At 62.5% G+C, this 19,729-nt stretch carries 18 protein-coding genes and 1 riboswitch; of the genes, 12 read left to right on the top strand and 6 right to left on the bottom strand.

Annotated elements, in window-relative coordinates:
• Positions 1 to 18: 18 nt before the first annotated feature.
• Both PTZ19_RS14315 and PTZ19_RS14310 read left to right on the top strand, forming a co-directional pair.
• A complete protein-coding gene (locus tag PTZ19_RS14315; RefSeq protein WP_276355645.1) occupies positions 19 to 1,011 on the top strand; it encodes a Gfo/Idh/MocA family protein in 993 nt (330 codons plus the stop codon).
• Between the two features lie 41 nt (positions 1,012 to 1,052).
• Positions 1,053 to 1,187 (top strand): hypothetical protein, encoded by a 135-nt coding sequence (locus PTZ19_RS14310; RefSeq protein ID WP_276355643.1) that lies wholly within the window; start codon positions 1,053 to 1,055, stop codon positions 1,185 to 1,187.
• Positions 1,188 to 1,532: 345 nt separating this feature from the next.
• Here PTZ19_RS14310 and PTZ19_RS14305 read toward each other — a convergent pair whose 3' ends face one another.
• From PTZ19_RS14305 to aroA, 5 genes are read right to left on the bottom strand one after another with little or no spacing between them, the layout of a single operon-like run.
• Positions 1,533 to 2,321 (bottom strand): SDR family oxidoreductase, encoded by a 789-nt coding sequence (locus PTZ19_RS14305; protein WP_276355641.1) that lies wholly within the window; start codon positions 2,319 to 2,321, stop codon positions 1,533 to 1,535.
• Positions 2,322 to 2,370: 49 nt separating this feature from the next.
• Positions 2,371 to 4,299: an oxidoreductase gene (locus tag PTZ19_RS14300; protein ID WP_276355639.1), complete on the bottom strand. Its 1,929-nt coding sequence runs from the start codon at positions 4,297 to 4,299 to the stop codon at positions 2,371 to 2,373.
• Between the two features lie 6 nt (positions 4,300 to 4,305).
• Entirely contained in the window at positions 4,306 to 5,442 is a 1,137-nt protein-coding gene (locus PTZ19_RS14295; protein ID WP_276355638.1) for an acyl-CoA dehydrogenase family protein, read from the bottom strand.
• An 8-nt stretch (positions 5,443 to 5,450) separates the two neighbouring features.
• Positions 5,451 to 7,034, bottom strand: a complete 1,584-nt coding sequence (locus PTZ19_RS14290; protein WP_276355637.1) for an AMP-binding protein — start codon at positions 7,032 to 7,034, stop codon at positions 5,451 to 5,453.
• Positions 7,031 to 8,353, bottom strand: a complete 1,323-nt coding sequence (gene aroA / locus PTZ19_RS14285) for a 3-phosphoshikimate 1-carboxyvinyltransferase (RefSeq protein WP_276355636.1) — start codon at positions 8,351 to 8,353, stop codon at positions 7,031 to 7,033. The genes PTZ19_RS14290 and aroA overlap by 4 nt, the downstream gene beginning before the upstream one ends.
• A 334-nt stretch (positions 8,354 to 8,687) precedes the next feature.
• Here aroA and PTZ19_RS14280 point away from each other — a divergent pair, with 334 nt between their 5' ends.
• The 4 genes from PTZ19_RS14280 (at position 8,688) to PTZ19_RS14265 (ending at position 12,101) form a co-directional block, all read left to right on the top strand.
• Positions 8,688 to 9,611: a DUF4405 domain-containing protein gene (locus PTZ19_RS14280; protein ID WP_276355634.1), complete on the top strand. Its 924-nt coding sequence runs from the start codon at positions 8,688 to 8,690 to the stop codon at positions 9,609 to 9,611.
• 597 nt (positions 9,612 to 10,208) lie between these two features.
• Positions 10,209 to 10,784 (top strand): metal-dependent hydrolase, encoded by a 576-nt coding sequence (locus PTZ19_RS14275; protein WP_276355631.1) that lies wholly within the window; start codon positions 10,209 to 10,211, stop codon positions 10,782 to 10,784.
• 16 nt (positions 10,785 to 10,800) lie between these two features.
• Positions 10,801 to 11,529, top strand: coding sequence for an MBL fold metallo-hydrolase (locus PTZ19_RS14270; RefSeq protein WP_276355629.1), 729 nt, complete (start codon positions 10,801 to 10,803; stop codon positions 11,527 to 11,529).
• A gap of 2 nt (positions 11,530 to 11,531) precedes the next feature.
• Entirely contained in the window at positions 11,532 to 12,101 is a 570-nt protein-coding gene (locus PTZ19_RS14265; protein WP_276355627.1) for a TetR-like C-terminal domain-containing protein, read from the top strand.
• Positions 12,102 to 12,109: 8 nt separating this feature from the next.
• On the opposite strand, the gene PTZ19_RS14260 is transcribed toward PTZ19_RS14265, so the two are convergent.
• The gene (locus PTZ19_RS14260) at positions 12,110 to 14,374 is read right to left on the bottom strand and encodes an ATP-binding protein (RefSeq protein WP_276355625.1); all 2,265 of its coding nucleotides are present in this window, start codon (positions 14,372 to 14,374) and stop codon (positions 12,110 to 12,112) included.
• Positions 14,375 to 14,551: 177 nt separating this feature from the next.
• Between PTZ19_RS14260 and PTZ19_RS14255 the strand changes: the two genes are divergently transcribed.
• The 6 genes from PTZ19_RS14255 (at position 14,552) to PTZ19_RS14230 (ending at position 19,725) form a co-directional block, all read left to right on the top strand.
• Positions 14,552 to 15,448, top strand: coding sequence for a Crp/Fnr family transcriptional regulator (locus PTZ19_RS14255; RefSeq protein ID WP_276355623.1), 897 nt, complete (start codon positions 14,552 to 14,554; stop codon positions 15,446 to 15,448).
• Positions 15,449 to 15,533: 85 nt separating this feature from the next.
• Positions 15,534 to 16,055: a hypothetical protein gene (locus tag PTZ19_RS14250; protein WP_276355621.1), complete on the top strand. Its 522-nt coding sequence runs from the start codon at positions 15,534 to 15,536 to the stop codon at positions 16,053 to 16,055.
• A 109-nt stretch (positions 16,056 to 16,164) separates the two neighbouring features.
• Positions 16,165 to 16,506 carry a CidA/LrgA family protein gene (locus PTZ19_RS14245; RefSeq protein WP_276355830.1) on the top strand — a complete coding sequence of 114 codons (342 nt, stop codon included), beginning with the start codon at positions 16,165 to 16,167 and terminating at the stop codon, positions 16,504 to 16,506.
• Positions 16,503 to 17,192, top strand: a complete 690-nt coding sequence (locus PTZ19_RS14240; RefSeq protein ID WP_276355618.1) for an LrgB family protein — start codon at positions 16,503 to 16,505, stop codon at positions 17,190 to 17,192. Before PTZ19_RS14245 ends, PTZ19_RS14240 begins: the two co-directional genes overlap by 4 nt.
• Positions 17,193 to 17,275: 83 nt before the next feature.
• A riboswitch (cobalamin riboswitch) is annotated at positions 17,276 to 17,475 on the top strand.
• A 196-nt stretch (positions 17,476 to 17,671) separates the two neighbouring features.
• The gene (locus PTZ19_RS14235; RefSeq protein ID WP_276355615.1) at positions 17,672 to 18,691 is read left to right on the top strand and encodes an ABC transporter substrate-binding protein; all 1,020 of its coding nucleotides are present in this window, start codon (positions 17,672 to 17,674) and stop codon (positions 18,689 to 18,691) included.
• Positions 18,688 to 19,725: a FecCD family ABC transporter permease gene (locus PTZ19_RS14230; protein ID WP_276355613.1), complete on the top strand. Its 1,038-nt coding sequence runs from the start codon at positions 18,688 to 18,690 to the stop codon at positions 19,723 to 19,725. Before PTZ19_RS14235 ends, PTZ19_RS14230 begins: the two co-directional genes overlap by 4 nt.
• The last annotated feature ends 4 nt before the right edge of the window (positions 19,726 to 19,729 follow it).

Below are 19,729 nucleotides of genomic sequence, written 5' to 3'. Positions count from 1 at the left end.
GGCGCAGAGGTGAGATTCATGGAGGGCAAAGTGCGTTTCGGCATCATCGGGACCAATTGGATTACGGATCAGTTCTTGGAATCGGGACGCGAAATCGGGGCGTTCGAGCTGGCGGCCGTTTATTCGCGGACGGAGGAGAGGGCGAGGGAGTACGCGGGCAAGCATGGAGCGGCGCACGCGTACACGTCGTTCGAGGCGTTCGCGGGCAGCGGCGAATTCGACGCCGTGTATATTGCGTCCCCCAACTCGCTGCACGCGGAGCAGGCGATCCGGTGTATGGACGGCGGGAAGCACGTGTTGTGCGAGAAGCCCGCGGCTTCCAACGCGCGGGAATTCCGGGCGATGATGGAGGCGGCCCGGCGGAACGGCGTGGTGCTCATGGAAGCGATGAAGTCGACGTTGATGCCGAATTTCCGCGCGATCCGAGAGCATCTGCCGAAGCTGGGGCCCATCCGCCGTTATACGGCCGGATACTGCCAATATTCTTCCCGGTATGACGCTTATCAGCGGGGCGAACGGCCGAACGCGTTTAACCCCGTTTTTTCGAACGGGGCTTTGATGGACTTGGGCGTCTACGGGTTATATCCGCTCGTCGTGTTGTTCGGCAAGCCCGACGCGTTGAAGGCATCCGGCGTGATGCTGGACTCCGGCGTCGACGGCGCGGGCAGCATCCTGCTGCAATATCCGTCGATGGATGCCGTGGTGACCTACTCCAAAATCACGGATTCGGCGCTGCCGTCCGAGATTCAGGGGGAGAACGGCAGCATGATCATCGAACGGATCAGCCGGCCGTCCAAAGTGGAAATCCGCTATCGCGACGGAAGGACGGAGGACGTGTCCGTCCCTCAGAGCGAGTCGGTCATGCGGTACGAAATCGAAGAGTTCATCCGTTTGGCGTTGACCGGTCAAGCGGAGTCCGAGACGAATTCGCACGTCCATTCGCTGCTGACGCTGGAACTGGCGGACGAGGCGAGAAGGCAGCTCGGTCTGGTCTTTCCGGCGGACCGCTGATCGATCTGCCGCCCATTCGCTGCTGACCCTGGAACTGGCGGATGAAGCGAGAAGGCAGCTCGGTCTGGTCTTTCCGGCGGACCGCTGATCGATCTGCCGCCCATTCGCTGCTGACCCTGGAACTGGCGGATGAAGCGAGAAGGCAGCTCGGTCTGGTCTTTCCGGCGGACCGCTGATCGATCTGCCGCCCATTCGCTGCTGACCCTGGAGCTGGCGGACGAGGCGAGAAGGCAGCTCGGTCTGGTCTTTCCGATGGACCGCCGAAAAAACGCCGCAGCGAGGCTCGGATGCGATCAGTCTAAGGGACACAGAGGCCGCTATGGCGGTCGTTTCCCAACATTTCATATTCTAACGGACACGGATGCTCTTATTTTGTAAAAATACTGGTTACTTGCCGCGAAACGGAGCGATTAAGGGCTGTGGTGTCCGTTAAGATTGGGAGATCGCCTAATTCTTTTAAATAACGGCTGTCATGTCCGTTAGGAACAGCGCCATCTGAACTTTGGAAGGGAACTCCGCCTTCACCTGCCGTCCGGCCCGTACGAGATCAGCGTCAATCCGCCGTCGACCCCGATGACTTGCCCGGTAATGAAGGCGGCGGCATCGCCGGCCAGAAACAACGCCAATCCCGCGACGTCTTCCGGCTGGGTCAGCCGGCCCATCGGCGTGCGGGAAATCACGTTCGACTTGAACGTTTCGAAGCCTTCTTTGGCGTAGAAGCGGACCGAGTCCGTCTCCACGACGCCGGGGGAGATGCAGTTGCAGGTAATCCCCCGGGGACCGAGCTCCGCCGCCAAATACCGGGTCAGCGATTCCAACGCGGCTTTGGCGGAACCGATGCCCGCGTAGTTCGGCAGCGTGAACCGGCTGCCCAGGCTGGACACGGTGAGGATCCGCCCGCTCCGGCCTTCCATCAGGGGAACGGCTCGCTGCGCCGCGTGCAGGACGCTCTTCAGCACGACCTGATAGGTCCGGTCGAAGTGGTAGTCTTTCATCTCCATGACCGGCTTGAAGGCGGTCGCGGCCGCATTGGCCATGAACACGTCGAGCGCGCCGAATTGTTCGGCGACGGCGTCGAACATGGCGTCGATTTCCGCCGGGGATTCCAGCTCGGCCTTGCAGAGGATCGCGTTCACGCCATAAGAGCGGACCTCGTCGGCCGCGGCTCTCGCCGCGGCTTCGTCCCGCCGGTAATGGATGGCGACGTCGGCGCCCTCCTTGGCGAAGGCGCGCGCCGTCGCCCGGCCGATGCCGCGCGAGCTGCCGGTAATCAGGGCTCTCTTCCCTTTCATCGACAAAGACAAATCCACGATCATCGCAACCTTTCCGGAAGTGATTAAGAGAATAGGAGTCCGTCCGTTACAAGGACAAGGCTAGCTCGTAGGCTTGGCGGATCGCCCGGGCGGCATTGAGCTCCGCCGCATCGGCGGCGCCGCCGATCCAATCGGCAGGCCGTCCTTCCGGCAAATCCTCCGCGACATCCCTCCGGGAACGCTGGCCCGTGCAGAGCACGACTTGATCGGCTTCCACGAACCGCCGCTCCCCGCCGTTTTCCGCCCATACGCCATCCGGGGCGATCCGGACGCAACGATAGCCGTTCAGCATATGGACGCCCCAACGTTTGAGCTCGCCCAGCAGCACCCACCGCGTCGTCAGCCCGACCCCTTTGGCCGGCTTCTCCGCGCGCGACACGAGCGTGATGCGGATGCCGTCCTCCCGCGCCGTCTCGGCCAAATAATGGGCGACGTCGCAGCCGATGCCGCCTCCGCCGACGATGACGACGTTACGTCCCGGGCGGCGCTCCCCGCTCAGCAGCTGCGCATAGGTGCAAGCGATGGGATCGTCCGCGCCTTCGATCGCCTCCGGAATATACGGCTCCACGCCGGTGGCCAGCACGACCCGGTCGAACGCCGCGAGCTCTTCGGCAGATGGCCGGGTGTCGAGCTTAACCGAGACGCCCAGCCGCCGCAGCGCGACCTCGTAGTATCGCACGGTTTCAAGGAACACCTGCTTGCCGGGAATCGCCGAAGCGAGCCGGAACAACCCGCCGAGCCGATCCGCGGCTTCGAACAGCGTGACCCGGTGCCCGCGCTCCGCGGCCGTTTTGGCCGCCTGCAGCCCGGCGACTCCGCCTCCGACGACCGCGACGGACAAAGGCCGATCCGCCGCCGGGAACGGCTCCCATTCCCGGCCCGCCCTCGGGTTGACGAGGCAGGAAACCGGCTTCGGCGGACGTCCCATGACATGGTCGAGGCAGGCTTGGTTGCAGGAGAGGCAGACGTTGAGCCCCTCGCGGTCCGCCTCGGCGATTTTGTTCGCGAACGAAGGGTCCGCCAGCCAGGGACGGGCAGGCGCGATGAAATCCAGGTCCCCCCGGGAGAGGGCCTCCTCCGCGGTTTCCGGGGTATGGATGCGGTTGGCCCCGATGACGGGAATGCCGACCGCCGCCCGAACGGCCGCCGCGATCGGCGCGAAGGCCGCGGGGGGCACGACGGCGCCTACGGTCGGAACGGTCGATTCGTGCCAGCCGATTCCGACGTTGAGCGCATCGGCGCCGCTGCGCTCGAGCCGGCGGGCGAATGCCAGCGTCTCCTCCAAGGTCGTGCTGCCCTCCATGAGATCGTCGCCCGATATCCGGTACAGGAGCGGGAAGTCCGCGCCGACCCGCGCGCGGATCGCTTCCACGATTTCCAGGCAGACGCGCATCCGCCCTTCCAAGTCCCCGCCGTACCCATCCGTGCGGCGGTTCGTCAGCGGAGAGACGAACTCGTTCAGCAAATACCCTTCGGAGCCCATGATCTCGACGGCGTCGAAGCCGGCGGAAGCGGCGAACGCCGCGCCTTCCGCGAAGGCTTCGATCAGCCGGGCGATGTCGGCAGCCGTCATCTCCTCCGGCGTTTCCTTCGTCAGCCGCGAAGCGATCGCGCTGGGCGCTTTCGGCGGGAGGCCCGTCTCCGCGCTGCGGGCGTACCGGCCTTGATGCGCGAGCTGTAGGGCGATCTTGCCTCCAGCCTGCCGGACGGCTTCCGCCAATTCGCGCAGCTGCTCGCGATGGTCCGGCTCGGTCAGGCAGAACATGCGGTGCCCGCCGCCTTCCGGCAGCACGGCGGTCAGCCCGGTGATGATGAGCGCCGCGCCGCCGCGCGCCCGCTCTTCGTAGAAAGCTTTAAGCCGGGGCAGGGAATCGCGGTCCCCCTCCAGGCCGAGATGCATCGCGCCCATGAGGATGCGGTGCTTCAGCGCGAGGGACCCGATCCGGCCCGGCCGCAGCAGCAAGGAGGCCGTCATGCCCCATCATCCCTCTCCGGCCAGATAATGTTTGGCGATCACCGCTTTTTGGATTTCCGCCGTGCCTTCCTCGAACTTCTGCGCCCGCGCGTCGCGGTAGATCCGCTCGATCTCATACCCTTTGAAATAGCCGATGCCGCCCCAGATTTGCTGCGCCTTGTCGGTGACCCGCTGCAGCATTTCGAGCGCGTACAGCTTGGCCATCGATGCGGGCGGAGGGGTCAGGGCGCCTTCGTCCTTAAGGCGTCCCGCGTACATGACGAGCTGCCGTGCGGCTTCGATGTCGGTGGCCATTTCGGCGATCCAGGTTTGCACGACCTGCCGCTGGCTCAGCGGTTTGCCGAACGTCACGCGCTCGCGGCTTCGCGACACGGCCAGATCGAAGGCGCGCTGCGCCAGCCCGACGCAAGTCATGCCGACGCACACGCGGCTCGGATCCAGAAAGCCGTTCAAGGCGCTTGCCAGGCCTTGTCCGACCTCGCCCAGCAGGTGGTCGGCCGGGACCCGGGCCTCCTTCAGGCGAATGCGCGCGTGTCCGGTTCCGGTGAGTCCGAGCGTCGGCGGCATCGGGACGATCTCCACGCCCTCCGCCGTCCGGGGAACGAGCAAGGCGATCGTCCCTTCATAGCCGCGGGTTCCTTCCATCCGCGCGTACAGCATCAAGTAGTCGGCCGTATCGCCGAACGTGATGAGCCACTTCTCGCCGTTCAGGATCAGCGTATCGCCTTCCTTGCGCGCCGCCGTGCGGATGTCGGCGCCGGAGCCGGCGTTCGGCTCCGTGAGCGCGAATGCCGCCGTGATCTCCCCGCGCACGAGCGGCACCACGAACCGCTCCCGCTGCTCCGGGCTCGCCAGGAAATCGATCGGGCGCCAAATGCCGTTCATGACGTGCACGATCATCCGCAGGGAGCCGTGGGATTGCGAGAACAGCTCCAGCAGCTGCAAATACTGGGTGAAGCTCAGGCCGTAACCGCCGTATTCCGTTGGCGCGGCCAGCCGCAAATACCCGCGCTCCCGCAGCTCCCGCCAGACGTCGGGACCGCATTCGCCGCTCTCCTCGATGCGATCGGACAGCTCATGCAGCCGCCCGTTCACGTACTCCCCGACTTCCTTCTTCAATTGCGAGTACAGCGCTTCGTCCATCAAACGGATCACCTCGTCCCCATTTTCTCGATCCATTGCCTCAGTACGTATTTCTGGATTTTCCCCGTCGGCGTGCGCGGCATCTCGTCGATCACTTCAAGACGCTCCGGCCAATAGATTTTGGTCAGGCCCTGCGCTTTCAGGAAGGCGGTCACGTCTTCAAGCGTCAAAGACCGCCCCGGTTCCTTCAGCGACACGTACGCGCAGATCCTTTCGCCGAGCCGCGGATCGGGCATGCCCACGATCGCCGCGTCGCGCAGCTCCTCCATTTGGTACAGCAGGTTTTCGATCTCGGCCACCGGAACCTTCACGCCTCCGCGGTTGATCACGTCTTTGACGCGGCCGGTCAGCCGCAGATTGCCTTCCTCGTCGATGACCGCCAAATCCCCGGTGTTGAAGAAGCCTTCCGCGTCGATCGCGGCTTCGTACCACTCCGGATGGTGGAGGTACCCGAGGAACATGGCGGGGGTTTTCACCTTGAACAAGCCTTCCTTGCCGGGAGGCAGCGTGCGGCCGTCCTCGCCCGTCACCTTCATCTCCCGGCCGGGCATGACCTTGCCGTCCGAGTTCCAGGAGGCCTCCGCATCATCCGTTACGGAGCCGACGCTGATCATGCAAGTCTCCGTCGAGCCCCAGCCGCCGGCGACCTTGCAGGACAGACGCCGGCCCGCTTCCTGCGCGAGCTTGCGCGGCACGGGGGCGCCGGTGGCGATGAACGCGCGCAGACCTTGGGGAGGGCGGTCCGCCCGCGTCAGGTCGGCCAGGAACGGCATCGCCGCCTGCACGAACGTCGCGCCGTGGCGCTCGATGGCCGCGCGGGCCGTCTCCACGCTCCATTCGGCTTGGACCACCTGCGGCGCCCCCAGGAACATGGCGAGCGACATCCCGTACAGGAATCCGGTTTGATGCGCCATGGGGGAAGGGACCCAGATCGTGTCTTCGTCCGTGAGGCCCAAAGTGCGAACGTGGGCGTCTAAAGCTTGTCCGAGCGAACCGTGCGAATGGATGACGCCTTTGGGTTCGCCGGTCGTGCCCGACGTGAACAGCAGCTGGGCGGGCGCGTCCGGACCGGGCCGTCTCCGCCGGATTTCCTCCAAGTCCGGCTCCTTGGCCGCCAGCCCGCCGAGGCAGCTCCGGACATCGGACGGATCCCGCGAATCGACGGTGACCGAGAACTTCATGCCGGGCATTCGGTCGCGGATGCCGTCAATGAGCGGACCGTATCGAAAGCCTCGATACCCCGCCGGAATCACCAAAATCCTGCTTTGGGATTTCTCCATGATGAACGGAATTTCCCGCTCCCGGAGCGCCGGAAGCATCGGACAGGCGACGGCGCCGATTTTCCAGACGGCCAACGTGAGCGCGGCGAACTCCCAGCCGTTGGGCAGCAAATAGGCGACGTTCTCGCCTTCCCGCACGCCGAGCTCGATGAGCCCCTGCGCCGCCCGGTCCGAGAGCCGGTTCAGTTCTTCGAAGGTTAACGCATACACGCCATTGGCGCTCAGATCCGTGATCGCCTGCCGGGCGGGGTCGGCGCGGGCGATCCGCTCCAACAACAGCTCGGATGGCCGGACTCGGTTCGTCGTGATCATGCACGGACTGCCTCCTCTGTCTGTAAGGTTTCCGCATAGGCTTGGACGCCCAGAGCTTCCAGGTGGTCGAAAAATTCGGGATAGGAGATTTTGTAAGCGTTCGGGAACGTCAGCTCGCTGGGCGTCTCCGCTTTCAAGGCGGCGAGCGTGAACGCCATCTGGACGCGGTGGTCGTTGAAGGTGGAGATCGAAGCGCCCCGCAGCCGCTCGACGCCTTCGATCACCAGATCGTCGCCGAGTTCTTCCACGCGCGCCCCCATCCGGTTCAGCTGACGCATGGCCTTGACGCGGTCGGACTCTTTCAGTCGGCCCGGACCGATGTTTTTCAGCACGGTCGTTCCCTGGGACACGGCCGCAAGCACGGACAACGCGGGGATCAAGTCGGGAATGTGCCGCATGTCGATTTCCAGATCGCTGGCCGGCCGTTTGCCGGCATGGCGGACCCGCAAACCGTCATACTTGCCTGTGTAGGACAGCGGGAGTCCGAAGTTTTCCATGAGCTCCAGGATTTTATTTTCGGGATGCGTGCCGGTCCCCGCGATTCCTTGCAGCACGACGTCCGCCGGGAACAAGGCCGAGAGGACGAGCGGGAACGCGGCCGACGACAGATCCGGTTCGATCCGGATTTCCGCCGCGCGGTAGGTTTGTCCGGCCGGCACTCTCCACTGGGTTCCCCCAGGGAATTCTTCGACCCGAATGCCGAATTGCCGGAGCATCTCGATCGTCAGCCGCACGTATGTAAGCTCGTTGCAAGGGGGCAGTGCCTCGATGACCGTGTCCTGCTTCGCGAAGGGCGCGAGAATCAGCAATCCCGAAATCCACTGGCTCAAGGTGCCGGGAATCTGGACTCGGCCCCCTTGGACGACGCCGGGGTAAATCGTCACCGGCAACTTGCTGCCGCTTGCTTCCCAGCGAATCCCGAGATCGCCCAGAGCGCGAAGCAGCGGTCCGATCGGCCGCTCCCGCAGCGCCTTGTGCCCGTCGTAAACCGGCGTTCTTCCTTGGGCGAGGCTTCCCAGGCCCAGCATGAACTGGAGGGTGGAACCGGAGCTGCCGACCCGGATTTTGCCGCTGCGGGGGCGATAAGGCCCGCCGTTCACCACGTAGCCGTTCTCGGTGTGCCGAACGGCGATGCCGTAATCCCGCAGGGAGCGCAGCGTGTCATGGATGTGCCGGGCTTCGGATCGTCCGTGGATCACCGTCTCCCCTTCCGCCAGCGAGCCGAAAATCAGCGCCCGGTGCAAATGGTATTTGGACGGAGGGATCCGCACCCCGCCGGCCACCATCCCGCGATGGGGATGCACAGTCCTTTTTGCCATTCGGTTTCACTCCTTGTCTCATGGAATCGAGCCCATCCCCATGTATATTCAGTCCTTTGCCCGTCCATCCAAAAAAAGGGTCCGTCAAAGCAACCAAATTCTTCGTCCGAACCGGATGTCCTTTTCGGTTTCAGCCGATCGACAAAGCTTCCGGAAACCCGACCGGTTTTCGTTTTCCGCGATAGATCGGATCTCCCGGCTTTCGCCAAAAACCGGCATGATCGGCGAATGGAGCGATGCCCGCTTTCAGCAAAGTTTCAGCGGACGCTCATTTTGCTTTAAGAATCGCTCCATAGAATCGAAATCAATGCCAGTTCAGGTTTGGAGGTCCATGATGAAGAAAACGATCCTTTACCTCAAGTTCGCATTGGATACGCTGATGGCGGTCACGTTCGTCCTGCTGTTCAACGATCGGGTGTTGGGCGGCCTGACGTTCCATGAAGCGGCGGGGCTCGGCATCGGGATCGCCTTTCTCACGCACTTGTCCCTGAACGTTTCGTGGATCAAGCGCGTCACCTTGAAACTGTTCGACCGCAAGCTCCCCGGCAAAACCCGGTTTAGCTACTTCCTGAATCTGCTGCTGCTCGCGGGGATGGCGTTCATTATCGTCAGCGGCATTCTCGTTTCCCGGATCGTCTTTCCCCAAGCGAATATGGGCGATCACCGGTGGATCGAAATGGCGCATCGGAGCGTTTCGTTCCTCGTGCTGATCGTCGTCGGCGTGCACGTTGGGCTGCATTGGCAGTGGGTGATCGGTGTGATCAAAACCTTGTTCCGCCGCGCCGCGGGCGGCGCTCCGCTGGGGATCGCGCTCAAGCTGGCGACGGTCGCGATTCTCGCGTTCGGCTGCTATCGGATTTACGAATCGAAATTCCTCCAGCAAGTGAAAAGCGTCTCTGCCGTAGTCGGGCAAAGCCCGGCGATGGGGCCCGGTAGAGGCGAACGTTTCGGGGAAAGGGGAGGCCGGCCGTTCCTGCAAGGCAATCCGCCCTCGGATTCCGAAGGAGGCGTGTCTGCTGGAGAAGGGACCGAAAGCCGGAGAAGCGAAGGTTTCGGAGGCCGGGATCGCGGCGTAAGCGGAGGCTTCGAGGGAGGCTTCGAAAGCCGCAGGGAAGGCGGACCTGGCGGTATCTCGCCGCTGAACGTGTTGCTGACTTACCTCGGCATCATGAGCGTATTCGTCATCGCGACGTATTACTTGGACAAATGGACGACCCGGCGGAAGCGTGCGCCCCAAGCGGCTTCCGGACGAATTTGAGGTTGGTGCGGGGATGCCCGAATGGATTCGGCCGATAAGGCCGGGTCCTTTTTTCGTCGTGTTAGGAAGTCGACTACCCGATAAACCCACGTGGGTGCAAAAACGTGTGCAGAGGATGCGGGACTCGAGAGATAAGCCTGCGAGGAGGGCTGACGAGGATGGTGAATGCCGAAACGATTCCTAACGGACACGACAGCCGTTATTCAATCAAAATCAGCCTTCTACGCCATGTAACGGACAGTGCAGCCCTTATCGGCATAAGTCACGGCTGAAAAAAGGTGCTTTTCCCCTAAATAAGCGCACCTGTGTCCATAAGAATATGGCAGCCTCGAGGAATGGCTCCAATAGCGGCCGCTGTGTCCGTTAACCCGAATCGCCACATGGATTTTTCGAACGATGGATTCGATGGGACAGGAATCGTAAAAAAACCGTTGACAAAAACTAATAACATTAGTTATATTAAAACTAACGATATTAGTTTATAGCGCAAAGGGGATAACGAAAATGGGTTTCATTCTATTACTGGCGCTTTTTATCGGGTTGTGCGGCTGGCTGGATGCGTCCGTTCCTTCGGATTCGGAAAAGGAGGCGGCCTGAATGCTCGCGGGACATTTCGGCTTGGCCGCCGCCGTGAAGGCCAAATCTCCTGAAGTCCCCCTCTGGGCGTTGATGGCGGCTGCGCAGTTGATCGATATCGCGTTCGTGCCGCTGCTGCTGACGGGAGTCGAAACGATCGACGCGTCCGGGGGCTCCGGCTACGGCGAAGCGGTGATTCACGCGGACTATACCCACTCGCTCGCCGGGGTGCTCGCGATCGCGCTGCTGGCCGGATGGGCGGCGGCCAAAGCCTGGGGGCGCCGCGGCGGTTTCACGATCGGCGCGGTCGTGTTCAGCCACTGGTTGCTGGACTTGATCGTCCACCGCGCGGATCTCCCGCTTTTGCCGGGCAACGCGGGAGGGCTGCCGCTGATCGGATTGGGCTTGTGGAAATGGCCGGAGGCGAGCGCGGCTTTGGAGGTCGTGCTGATCGTTGCCGGCTCCGCGATGTATGCCCGGTCCGTGCTGCGAAGAAGCGCGCGAATGCGGCGCCGCGGCCGGGTTTACGCGGCGGCCGCCCTGATGGTCGTTCTGCTTGGTGCCTCACTGTTGACGGACTATTTTGGTATTCTATAAGAGGAGAGGGATTCCGATGAAAATCACGCAAATCGGCCAAGTATACCAGCTGTCGTTCCTGCCCCGGGTATTCCCCGTGAATTGTTATTTCGTCGAAGAGGAAGACTCGCTGACCCTGATCGACGCGGCGCTGCCGAGCAGCGACCAAGCGATCCTCCGCGCGGCGGCCGGCATCGGAAAGCCGATCGCGCGCATCGTGCTGACCCACGCGCATGGGGATCACATCGGGGCGCTCGATAAGCTGAAAGCGGCTTTGCCGAACGCGAAAGTGTACGTTTCCCGCAGGGACGCCCGTCTGCTTGGCGGCGACAAGTCCCTGGATCCGGAGGAGCCGGCGACTCCGATCCGGGGCGGCGTGCCGAAGCCGGGCGCCATCCGGACGAAGCCGGATGTCCTGCTCGAAGACGGCGACCGGGTCGGCTCGCTGCTGGCGGTATCCGCTCCGGGCCATACGCCGGGTTCGATGGCGTTCTACGATACGCGAGGCGGCGCCTTGATCGCCGGAGACGCGATGCAGACCCGCGGCGGAATCGCGGTGACCGGCCAATTCAAGATCCGGTTCCCTTTTCCGGCCATGGCGACCTGGAACAAGGAGGCGGCGTTGTCCAGCGTCCGCAGGCTGCGGGAGCTCGAGCCTTCCTTGCTTTGCGTGGGACACGGCGTGATGGTGGAACGGCCGGCCGCGGTCATGGACCGGGCCATGGAAGAGGCGGCAGCCGAACGGAAACGGAAAGCGGGAGGATAACGATGGCAAGAGCGGGATTGGACCAACAAGCCGTCCTCGCGGCGGCGGCGGAAATCGCGGATACGAAGGGGGTGGAAGAGCTGACGCTCTCCACGCTGGCACAGAAGCTCGGGATCCGTCCCCCTTCCCTGTACAATCACGTGCACGGGCTTCCGGGCTTGCGGCGGCAGTTGGTCCTGTACGCATACGCAAAGCTGAAAGAAACGTTGACGCAGGCCGCCGTCGGAAAAGCCAAGGATGAGGCCGTCCGCTCCTTGGCGGAAGCCTATCGGGCGTACGTGCACCGCCATCCGGGCGTATACGAAGCCTCGGAACGCTACGCGGACTTGACCGATCCGGAAGTGCAGCGCGCGGCGGGAGAAGTGGTGGATTTGCTGATTCAAGTGCTGGAGCCGTACGGTCTGGAGCACGAAGAAGCGATCCATGTCATCCGCGGCTTTCGCAGCATGGCGCACGGATTCGCGACGATCGAGCGCTCCGGCGGCTTCGGCATCCCCCTGGATTTGGACGTCAGCTACCGGAAGCTGCTCGACGCGTATTTGGCCGGCCTGCGCGCGTTGTACGCCAAGTAGCAACGGCATCATAAGGCGGGCAGCTTCACCTCGACGGTCGTTCCGATGCCTGCCCGGCTCTGGATGGACAAAGTGCCTTTATGGTGGGCGATAATGCGTTGGGACACCATCAGGCCGAGCCCGTTGCCGTTCGGCTTGCTGGTGAAGAACGGTTCTCCGACGCGAGGCATGTTCTCTTCGGGAATGCCGACTCCTTCGTCGGCTACGCGGACCGTTACGGCGCGATCTTCCGGAACGGTCCTCATCGCAATCGTGATGGTCCCCCCGTCCGGCATCGCTTCGATGCCGTTCTTCAGCAAGTTGATAAAGACCTGCTTCAGTTGATTGGCATCGCCGTTGATCCGAGGGATGTCCGTATCGAATACGGTGTCGACGCGGATCTGGCTCATTTGCGCCAGCGGGTTCAGCAGCAGAATGATATCGGAAAGCAGAGTCTTCAGCTCGACCGGCTGAAATTGCTGGGCTTGCGGCTTCGCCAAGATCAGGAACTCGCCGACGATCAGATTGATCCGGTCGAGCTCCGACAGCATCACGTCGAGATGGGACTCCGGCAGTTTGCCGGTTTGCCGCTGCAGCTGCACGAATCCTCTCACCGTCGTGAGCGGATTGCGGATTTCATGGGCGACGCCCGCCGCCAGCTGGCCGACGATCGACAGCTTCTCCGAACGGCGGATCGCTTCTTCCGCCTGCTTGCGGGACGTGATGTTCCGCGCGATTTCGGCAATGGCCACGATCTGCCCGTCCTCGCTGCGTATCGGCGACACGGTGATGCTGACGTCGACGGCTTGGCCTTCCTTCGTCAAGCGGACGGTCTCATGGTCGGCTACGGCTTCTCCTCTTTGGACCCGGTTTCCGATCTCCAGGTAGTCGCCTTCTACCGACCAAATCGGCAGCGGCCGGCCCAGCACCTCGTCCGCCGACCAACCGAACATTTTCTCGAACGCGGGATTGACCCGGATCACCTTGCCCGCAAGGTCGGTCACGTGGATCGCGTCGGACGTCTGCCCCACGAAGGATTCGAGATATTCCTTCGTCCCTCTCAATTCCTCCGCGGTATCCTGCAGCTTGCCCGTATACGTACGCAAGTTCCCCGCCATCTGGTTGATCCGGGAGGACAACAGCCCCAGCTCGTCCCTTCTCCGGATCGGAATGGTGTCGTCGAAACGGCCCTGGGCGATCTCGCCGACTTTCGCCACGATCTGGTGCAGCGGGCGGATGGACAGGCCGGCGATCATGTAGCTCGCCGCGCTGGCCGCCAGAAGCAGGCCGAGGGAAATGCAGATTTGGAGCATCAGCTGGCGGTACAGCACCCGTTCGATCGCTCCGTAATCGAAGGTCACTCCGGCTACGTACACCGAACTCCCGACGCGGAGGGGAATGAAGCTTTTCATGATGTCCTTGCCGTCCGCCCGGCCGAACGTCGATACCGAAACGCCGGCCCGCACGGTTCTCTGCACGGCCTCCGCGTCTTTCGACCCTTCCTTGTACGTATAATCGCCGAAAACGATTTCCCTCACGTCCAAGTTTTGAACCAGCTTGCCGTTTTTCTTCTTCAAAATCGGCGGTTTTCCGAAAAACTCCGGGTTGATCCCGGCGATTCCGAGGATGTTCGGATTGTCCGTGAGCAGGTTGCGGACCAGGAGATCGGCGCCGTTGTTCTTCTCGAATTCCAGGAAGCGTTTGGCATCGACGTAAGGATCGATCATATAGTCCGCCGTTCCGTCGTAATAGTAGCCCCACTTGTCGATTCGGGTCGAATCGGCGGTGGAGTACTGGATGGGGCCGGACCAATAGTCTTTCAGCTTTTGGCCTTGCGGAACGGTGACCGGCTTCCGGTCGAACAGCTGCTGAAACGCCGTATACCAATAATCCCACGTTTTGGAGCTGAGCCCGATTTGCGTGGGGTCGGAGGATCTGACCGCCAAGATATCGTCCGGCGTCCGGACCCACAGCGTGATGTGGTCCACGCCCAGCTTGCGGCTCAGCTCCGCGAGCTGCTCGTTGGTGACGTTCCGGACATGCGGGTCGAGCTCGCTGAGCGCGGCCAGCGAGACGTTGCGCAGCGTTTCGCCGACGAGGTCTTCCATGTAGTTCCGGGATTTCTCCGTGGCCTCCAGCGTGGATCCGATCTGCTTGGCGATCGTGGCCATCTGCTGTTCGGCGTTATGCTTGAGTTCCGCTTCGGAAGTGATATAGGAGATGGAAATGTTCATCGTTAACGTAACGGCGACCACGAGGGAAATCATGAGCGCCAGCTTGGTCTTGATCGACACGGCTTCGTTCCTCCATGAATCTTCTCGGCTGACTTATTCATTTTGACATCGTTCGGCCGGATTCCTGTTGAAGTGACATCAACTTGACAAAAAACGCGAGAAGTTTCGCAGGCGGAGGATTCCGGCGAAACGTATCGAATGAATAAAGTAGAGCGATCCTGTTAAGGTGGAATATCCATGCCCGTCATCCCGATCGAGAGCGCCAAAGCCGGCATGAAGCTCGACAAAGACGTATACTCCGACGCCGGCATCAAGCTGGCGGGGCGGGGAACGTCGCTGACCGACAAACAGATCCGGCTTCTGATCCAATACAACGTGCGGGTGATCGAAGTGGAGGCCGCGCCGGCATCCATACCCGCGGACAGCCCCCGTCTTCCTCCAGCGCCCGAATTGGACAAGGAAAAGGTCGGACATATCCTCCAAGGAATTCCCATGTTCGAGCCGCTCACCCCCGAACAGCTGGAACTGGTGATGGCCCGCTTCGAAATCCGGAAATACCCTGCCCGATCGCTGCTGTTTCGGGAAGGGGATCCCGGCGACTCGTTTTTCATCGTCCTGAAAGGCGCCGTTAAAATCTTCATTCACGGCCAGGAAGGCCGGGAGAAGACGATGTCCGTTTTCCGCCCCGGCGACAGCTTCGGCGAACTGTCCCTGCTGGACGGCATGCCCCGTTCCGCCTCCGCGCAGACGCTGCAGAAAACCGAACTGCTGGCGATTTCCCATGCCGATTTCCTCCTGCTTCTCCAGGAGCATTTCGATATTGCCCGGGCGATCCTGGCGCAGCTTAGCGCGAGAATCCGGGACACGAACCAGCACCTTCGAGATCTCGTCGCGTTCGACGCGCGCACGCGGGTGATCCGGGGACTGATCCAAATGGCCAGCCGCCACGGCCGGAGGTCGAAAAACGCGATCGAGGTGGCGCTTCCCCTCGACTTGAACGAGTTGGCGGAGCTTGTCGGGGTGCGGCTCGCCGAGCTGCAGCAAGCGCTGAACCGGCTGGACGAGACGGGGCTCATCCGGATGAGCGAGGGCCGCTTCGTGCTGAATCTCGAGCGGCTGCGCGCCAACCAGTAGCCGGCTGCGCGGAAGGCCATTCATAACGCAGGAGCCGGGACCCTCGGGCGCCCGGCTCTTTTTTGGAAAAGCGGGGTGTAACGACTTGTTCGATCCTACCGTTTTCGAGAATTTGAAGGTCGCGCTGGAGAACCGGCTCTACGACCTGGACAACCTGGAAGGCCGCGTCCGAATCGTCGGAAGGTCGGACCTGCTGGACATGGCGGTGATGTCGAGGCGGCTCGCGCTGCGGTTCGAACGGACCGATACGGAGAACGTGACGGCGGAAATCCGGCTTGAGGCGTCCTTGAAGGACTTGGCCGCGGAGATTCTGGAAATCCCGGGCCAGGCGCCGGGATGCGCGCTGAGCCTGCGATTCGAGCTGCCTGTCGCCGAAGATTACCGGGAGCAGTGCGGACAGGTGGAGCGTGTTCTCCGCGGCATCTGGCTGACGGCGGAACCGCCGGTCCAGACGCTCAGTTTCGTGTATGGGGACGACTCGCCCGCCGGATATCGGAATGTTGCGGAAATCAAGTTCAATCGGCTCGTAGGCGAGGACCAGATGGAAGATCTGCCCGAATTGATCGAGGACGCGCTGCGCTCCATGGAGGCGTTGGAAGGTTCGTGACCGAGCCGACGGACCCTCAAAGCTTTCCGAACTGCGGCTGCGGACAGGAGGAAATCGCGCCCGTGCCGAGAATGAGAAACAACAGCTTCGGATGAAAGGCGTGACCGTCATGCTCGGCTTGGCGATTTTGCTCGCGTTCCATTTTCTCGGCCTGCTGATCCAGACCGGCTTGTCGCTTCCGCTGCCGGCGAACGTCATCGGGCTGATCCTGTTTACCGCCTGCCTGTTCCTGAAAATCGTGAAGCTGGAGTGGGTCGAGGCGCCCGCGCGGTTTTTGCTCCGGCACATGCTGCTGTTCTTCGTTCCGTTCGTCGTCGGCACGATGGCGTATTTTCCGCTGATCCGGGAGTCCGCGCTGTCCATCGTCATCGGCCTCGTGTTCAGCACGCTCGTCTCGCTGCTCGTGACGGGCGCGCTGACGCAATGGCTGGAAAAGAGGAGGAGCGCATGAACGCCTTGACGAGCCAGCCTTTGTTCGGCGTCGCTGTAACCGTAGGCGCGTACGCGCTGGCCGATTGGGTCCGCCGCAGATGGTGGAGCCCGCTGCATCCTCTGCTTGCGGCTTCGGCAGTCCTGATCGCCTTTTTGACGCTGTGCGGCATTCCGTACGACGACTATGACCGGGGCGGCAGCCTGGTCTCTTTCTTCCTGGGGCCGGCGACGATCGCGCTGGGCACGGTATTCTACCAAAACTGGCCCAAAGTGCGCCGGAACGCGGCGGCGATCTTGTCCGGAGTCACGGCCGGATCGGTATTCGGCATCGGCAGTACCGCGTGCCTGCTGTGGCTGTTCGGAAGCTCGAAGCCCGTCCTGCTCTCGATGCTGCCCAAAAACGTCACCTCGCCCGTCTCGCTGGAGATCGTCGCCCGGCTGGGCGGCATTCCGCCGCTCGGCGCCGCGTTCACGGTGCTGGCGGGGCTGCTCGGCAGCGTGGCCGGTCCGGCGCTGGCCCGGCTGGCCGGCATCCGCTCCGACGCCGCGATCGGAACGGCGATCGGCACGACCGCGCACGGAATCGGCACCGCCCGGCTGCTGCTGTATTCGGAAGCCCAAGGTTCCGTCAGCGGCTTCTCGATGGCGGTGGCGGCGATGCTGACGCCGCTTCTGTTCATCCCGGTTTACGGATGGCTTTCTTAGGCGCGGAGGGAAATTGGGAAGATTTTCGCTTCTCTTATTCGCTAGGTTACGCTATAATCCGATCAAGAGATTTGCGCTTGACAAGTACATACCGCCGAAAGGTGCCTTGACGATGCCCGACCGGGCAAGGTCAAGGGTAAAAGGGAAGCCGGTGCGAATCCGGCGCGGTCCCGCCACTGTGAATCGGGGACAACCTCGTAATCCCACTGTTCCGCTAGGAACGGGAAGGGGAGGAAGTCGATCGCCCGACAGCCAGGAAACCTGCCTTTCGTGCTGAGCCATTGAACATCCTTCGCGGAAAAGGACTGGTCGATCAGGAGCTTCGCGCGCGCTTCAGCCGTACGCGGCTTGACATTCCTGAGCAGCAGCCCCCCGTTTCCCTGTGGAGACGGGGGGTTTCCTCGTAGAACGGGTGATTTTCGGTCGGTGTCGTTCAAGCTCTTTTCTCTATCCACTCATTAGAAGGGGCAGATAGGAAAATGAAGCGTATCGGATTGTGGTTGGTTTTGCTCGCGTTGGCGTTCGGTTTGGCGGCGTGCGGGGATAAAGGCGAAACGGGCGCGCAAAGTTCCCCGCCAAGCGGTTCTCCGTCCGCCTCGGCCGCGGAGTCCCAGCAGCCGCAAGCATCGGAGACTTCGGCTGCGGAGACCAAGCGGACCGTCTATCCGCTGACGGTGAAAGACGCCACGGGCACGGAATTCACGTTCGACAAAGCGCCGGCGCGCATCGTGTCGACGTCCGTGTCGGAGACGGAAATTTTGTTCACGATCGGCTTGGGCGACCAGGTCGTAGGCGTCTCCGATTACGACAACTTCCCGAAGGAAGTGGAAAGCAAGCCGAAAATGGGCGGCGTGACCGAGCCGAACGCGGAAGCCGTGCTCGCGGCGAACCCGGATCTCGTGTTCGCGGGCATCTCGATCAAGGAAGAGGCGCTGAACAAGCTGCGCGATCTGGGGCTGAAGGTGTTCCGCACCGACCCGGCAAACCTGGACGACGTCATGAACAACATTCTGCTCTTCGGGCAGATCGGAGACCGCCAGGAGGAAGCGGAGAAAATCGTGGCCAACATGCGCGAGGACGTCCGCAAGGTAACGGAAGCCGCCGCCAAAATCAAGCCCGAAGACCGGAAAAAGGTATATTTGGAGTTTTCCCCCGGGTGGACGGTGGGCAAAGGCGAGTTCATGGACGAGCTGATCACGATGGCCGGAGGCGTCAACATCGCGGGCGACACGGAAGGCTGGAACCAGATCAACGAAGAGAAAATCATCAAGGACAACCCGGACGTCATCTTCTACGGCGCGGACATCGTCGACGACAAAAGCGGGAAAAAGCTGGAGGATCTCATCCGCGGGCGGTCCGGTTGGGACAAAATCAAGGCGGTCGCGGAAAACCGCTTGGTCGGCATTAACGACGACATCCTGTCCCGCCCGGGGCCGCGGCTGACGGAAGCGCTGCTGCAGCTTTCCGAAGGGATTTATCCGGGAATGGTCGGCAAGTGAGCCGAAAGCTGATTTTATGGGGAGGAGCAGGACTCGCGGTCCTGCTTCTCTCCTGCGTCATCAGCCTGTCGATGGGTACCGCGCGGCTGCCTCTCCCCGAGGTTTGGGGAATCTTATGGCATCGGCTACCCGGAGTCGGGACTTGGGTGCATGCCGACTGGCCCGTCTCCTCCGAGCAAATCGTGCTGCGGGTCCGGCTGCCCCGCGTGCTGCTCGCCATACTCGTCGGCGCTTGCCTGTCGCTGGCCGGCGCCGGCTTCCAGGGCGTGCTGCGCAACCCGCTCGCGGACCCGTTCACGCTCGGCGTGGCGTCCGGCTCGGCGGTCGGGGCATCCGCGGTCATCCTGTTCGGCTTGCAGACGCTGCTGCCGGGCAATTGGTCGATTCCGATCGTCGCGTTCGCCACCGGAATCCTGAGCTTGCTTCTGGTGCTTCGGCTCGCTTTCCTGCAAGGCAAGCTTCAGCTGGAGACGCTGATCTTGGCGGGCGTCGTCGTGCAAGCTTTCCTGGGGTCGGCCGTATCGTTCATGGTATCCCTGTCCGACAAGGTCGTGAACGAAATCACGTTTTGGCTGATGGGCAGCTTGGCGATGCGAGGCTGGCCGCTGGCGCTTACGCTCGCACCATACCTGGCCGTCGGTCTGGCGGTCCTGACGGCGTATGCCCGGACGCTGAATCTGTTCAGCCTGGGGGAACGGCAAGCCGAGCATTTGGGCGTGAACGTGGGCCGAACGCGCCTCGCGGTGCTCGTCGTCTCTACGCTTCTGACGGCGGCGGCCGTATCGGTGGCGGGCACGATCGGCTTCGTCGGCCTCGTCATTCCCCATCTGATCCGGCTCGCGGCCGGTCCGGACTATCGGCTGCTCGTTCCGCTTTCGGCCGTTTTCGGAGGCGTGTACCTGCTGTGGGCGGATACGCTGGCGCGCATGGTGCTCAGCCCGACGGAAATTCCGCTGGGCGTCGTCACCGCCTTCCTCGGCGCGCCTTTCTTCGCGTATTTGCTCCGCAAAAACAAACGGATGGCGAGGGCGTAATCGC

It is taken from the genome of Cohnella caldifontis (assembly GCF_029360585.1).
GTDB lineage: Bacteria > Bacillota > Bacilli > Paenibacillales > Paenibacillaceae > Cohnella > Cohnella caldifontis.
Note: the sequence above shows the minus strand (reverse complement) of the source record. Positions and strands in the feature narration are given on the sequence as shown.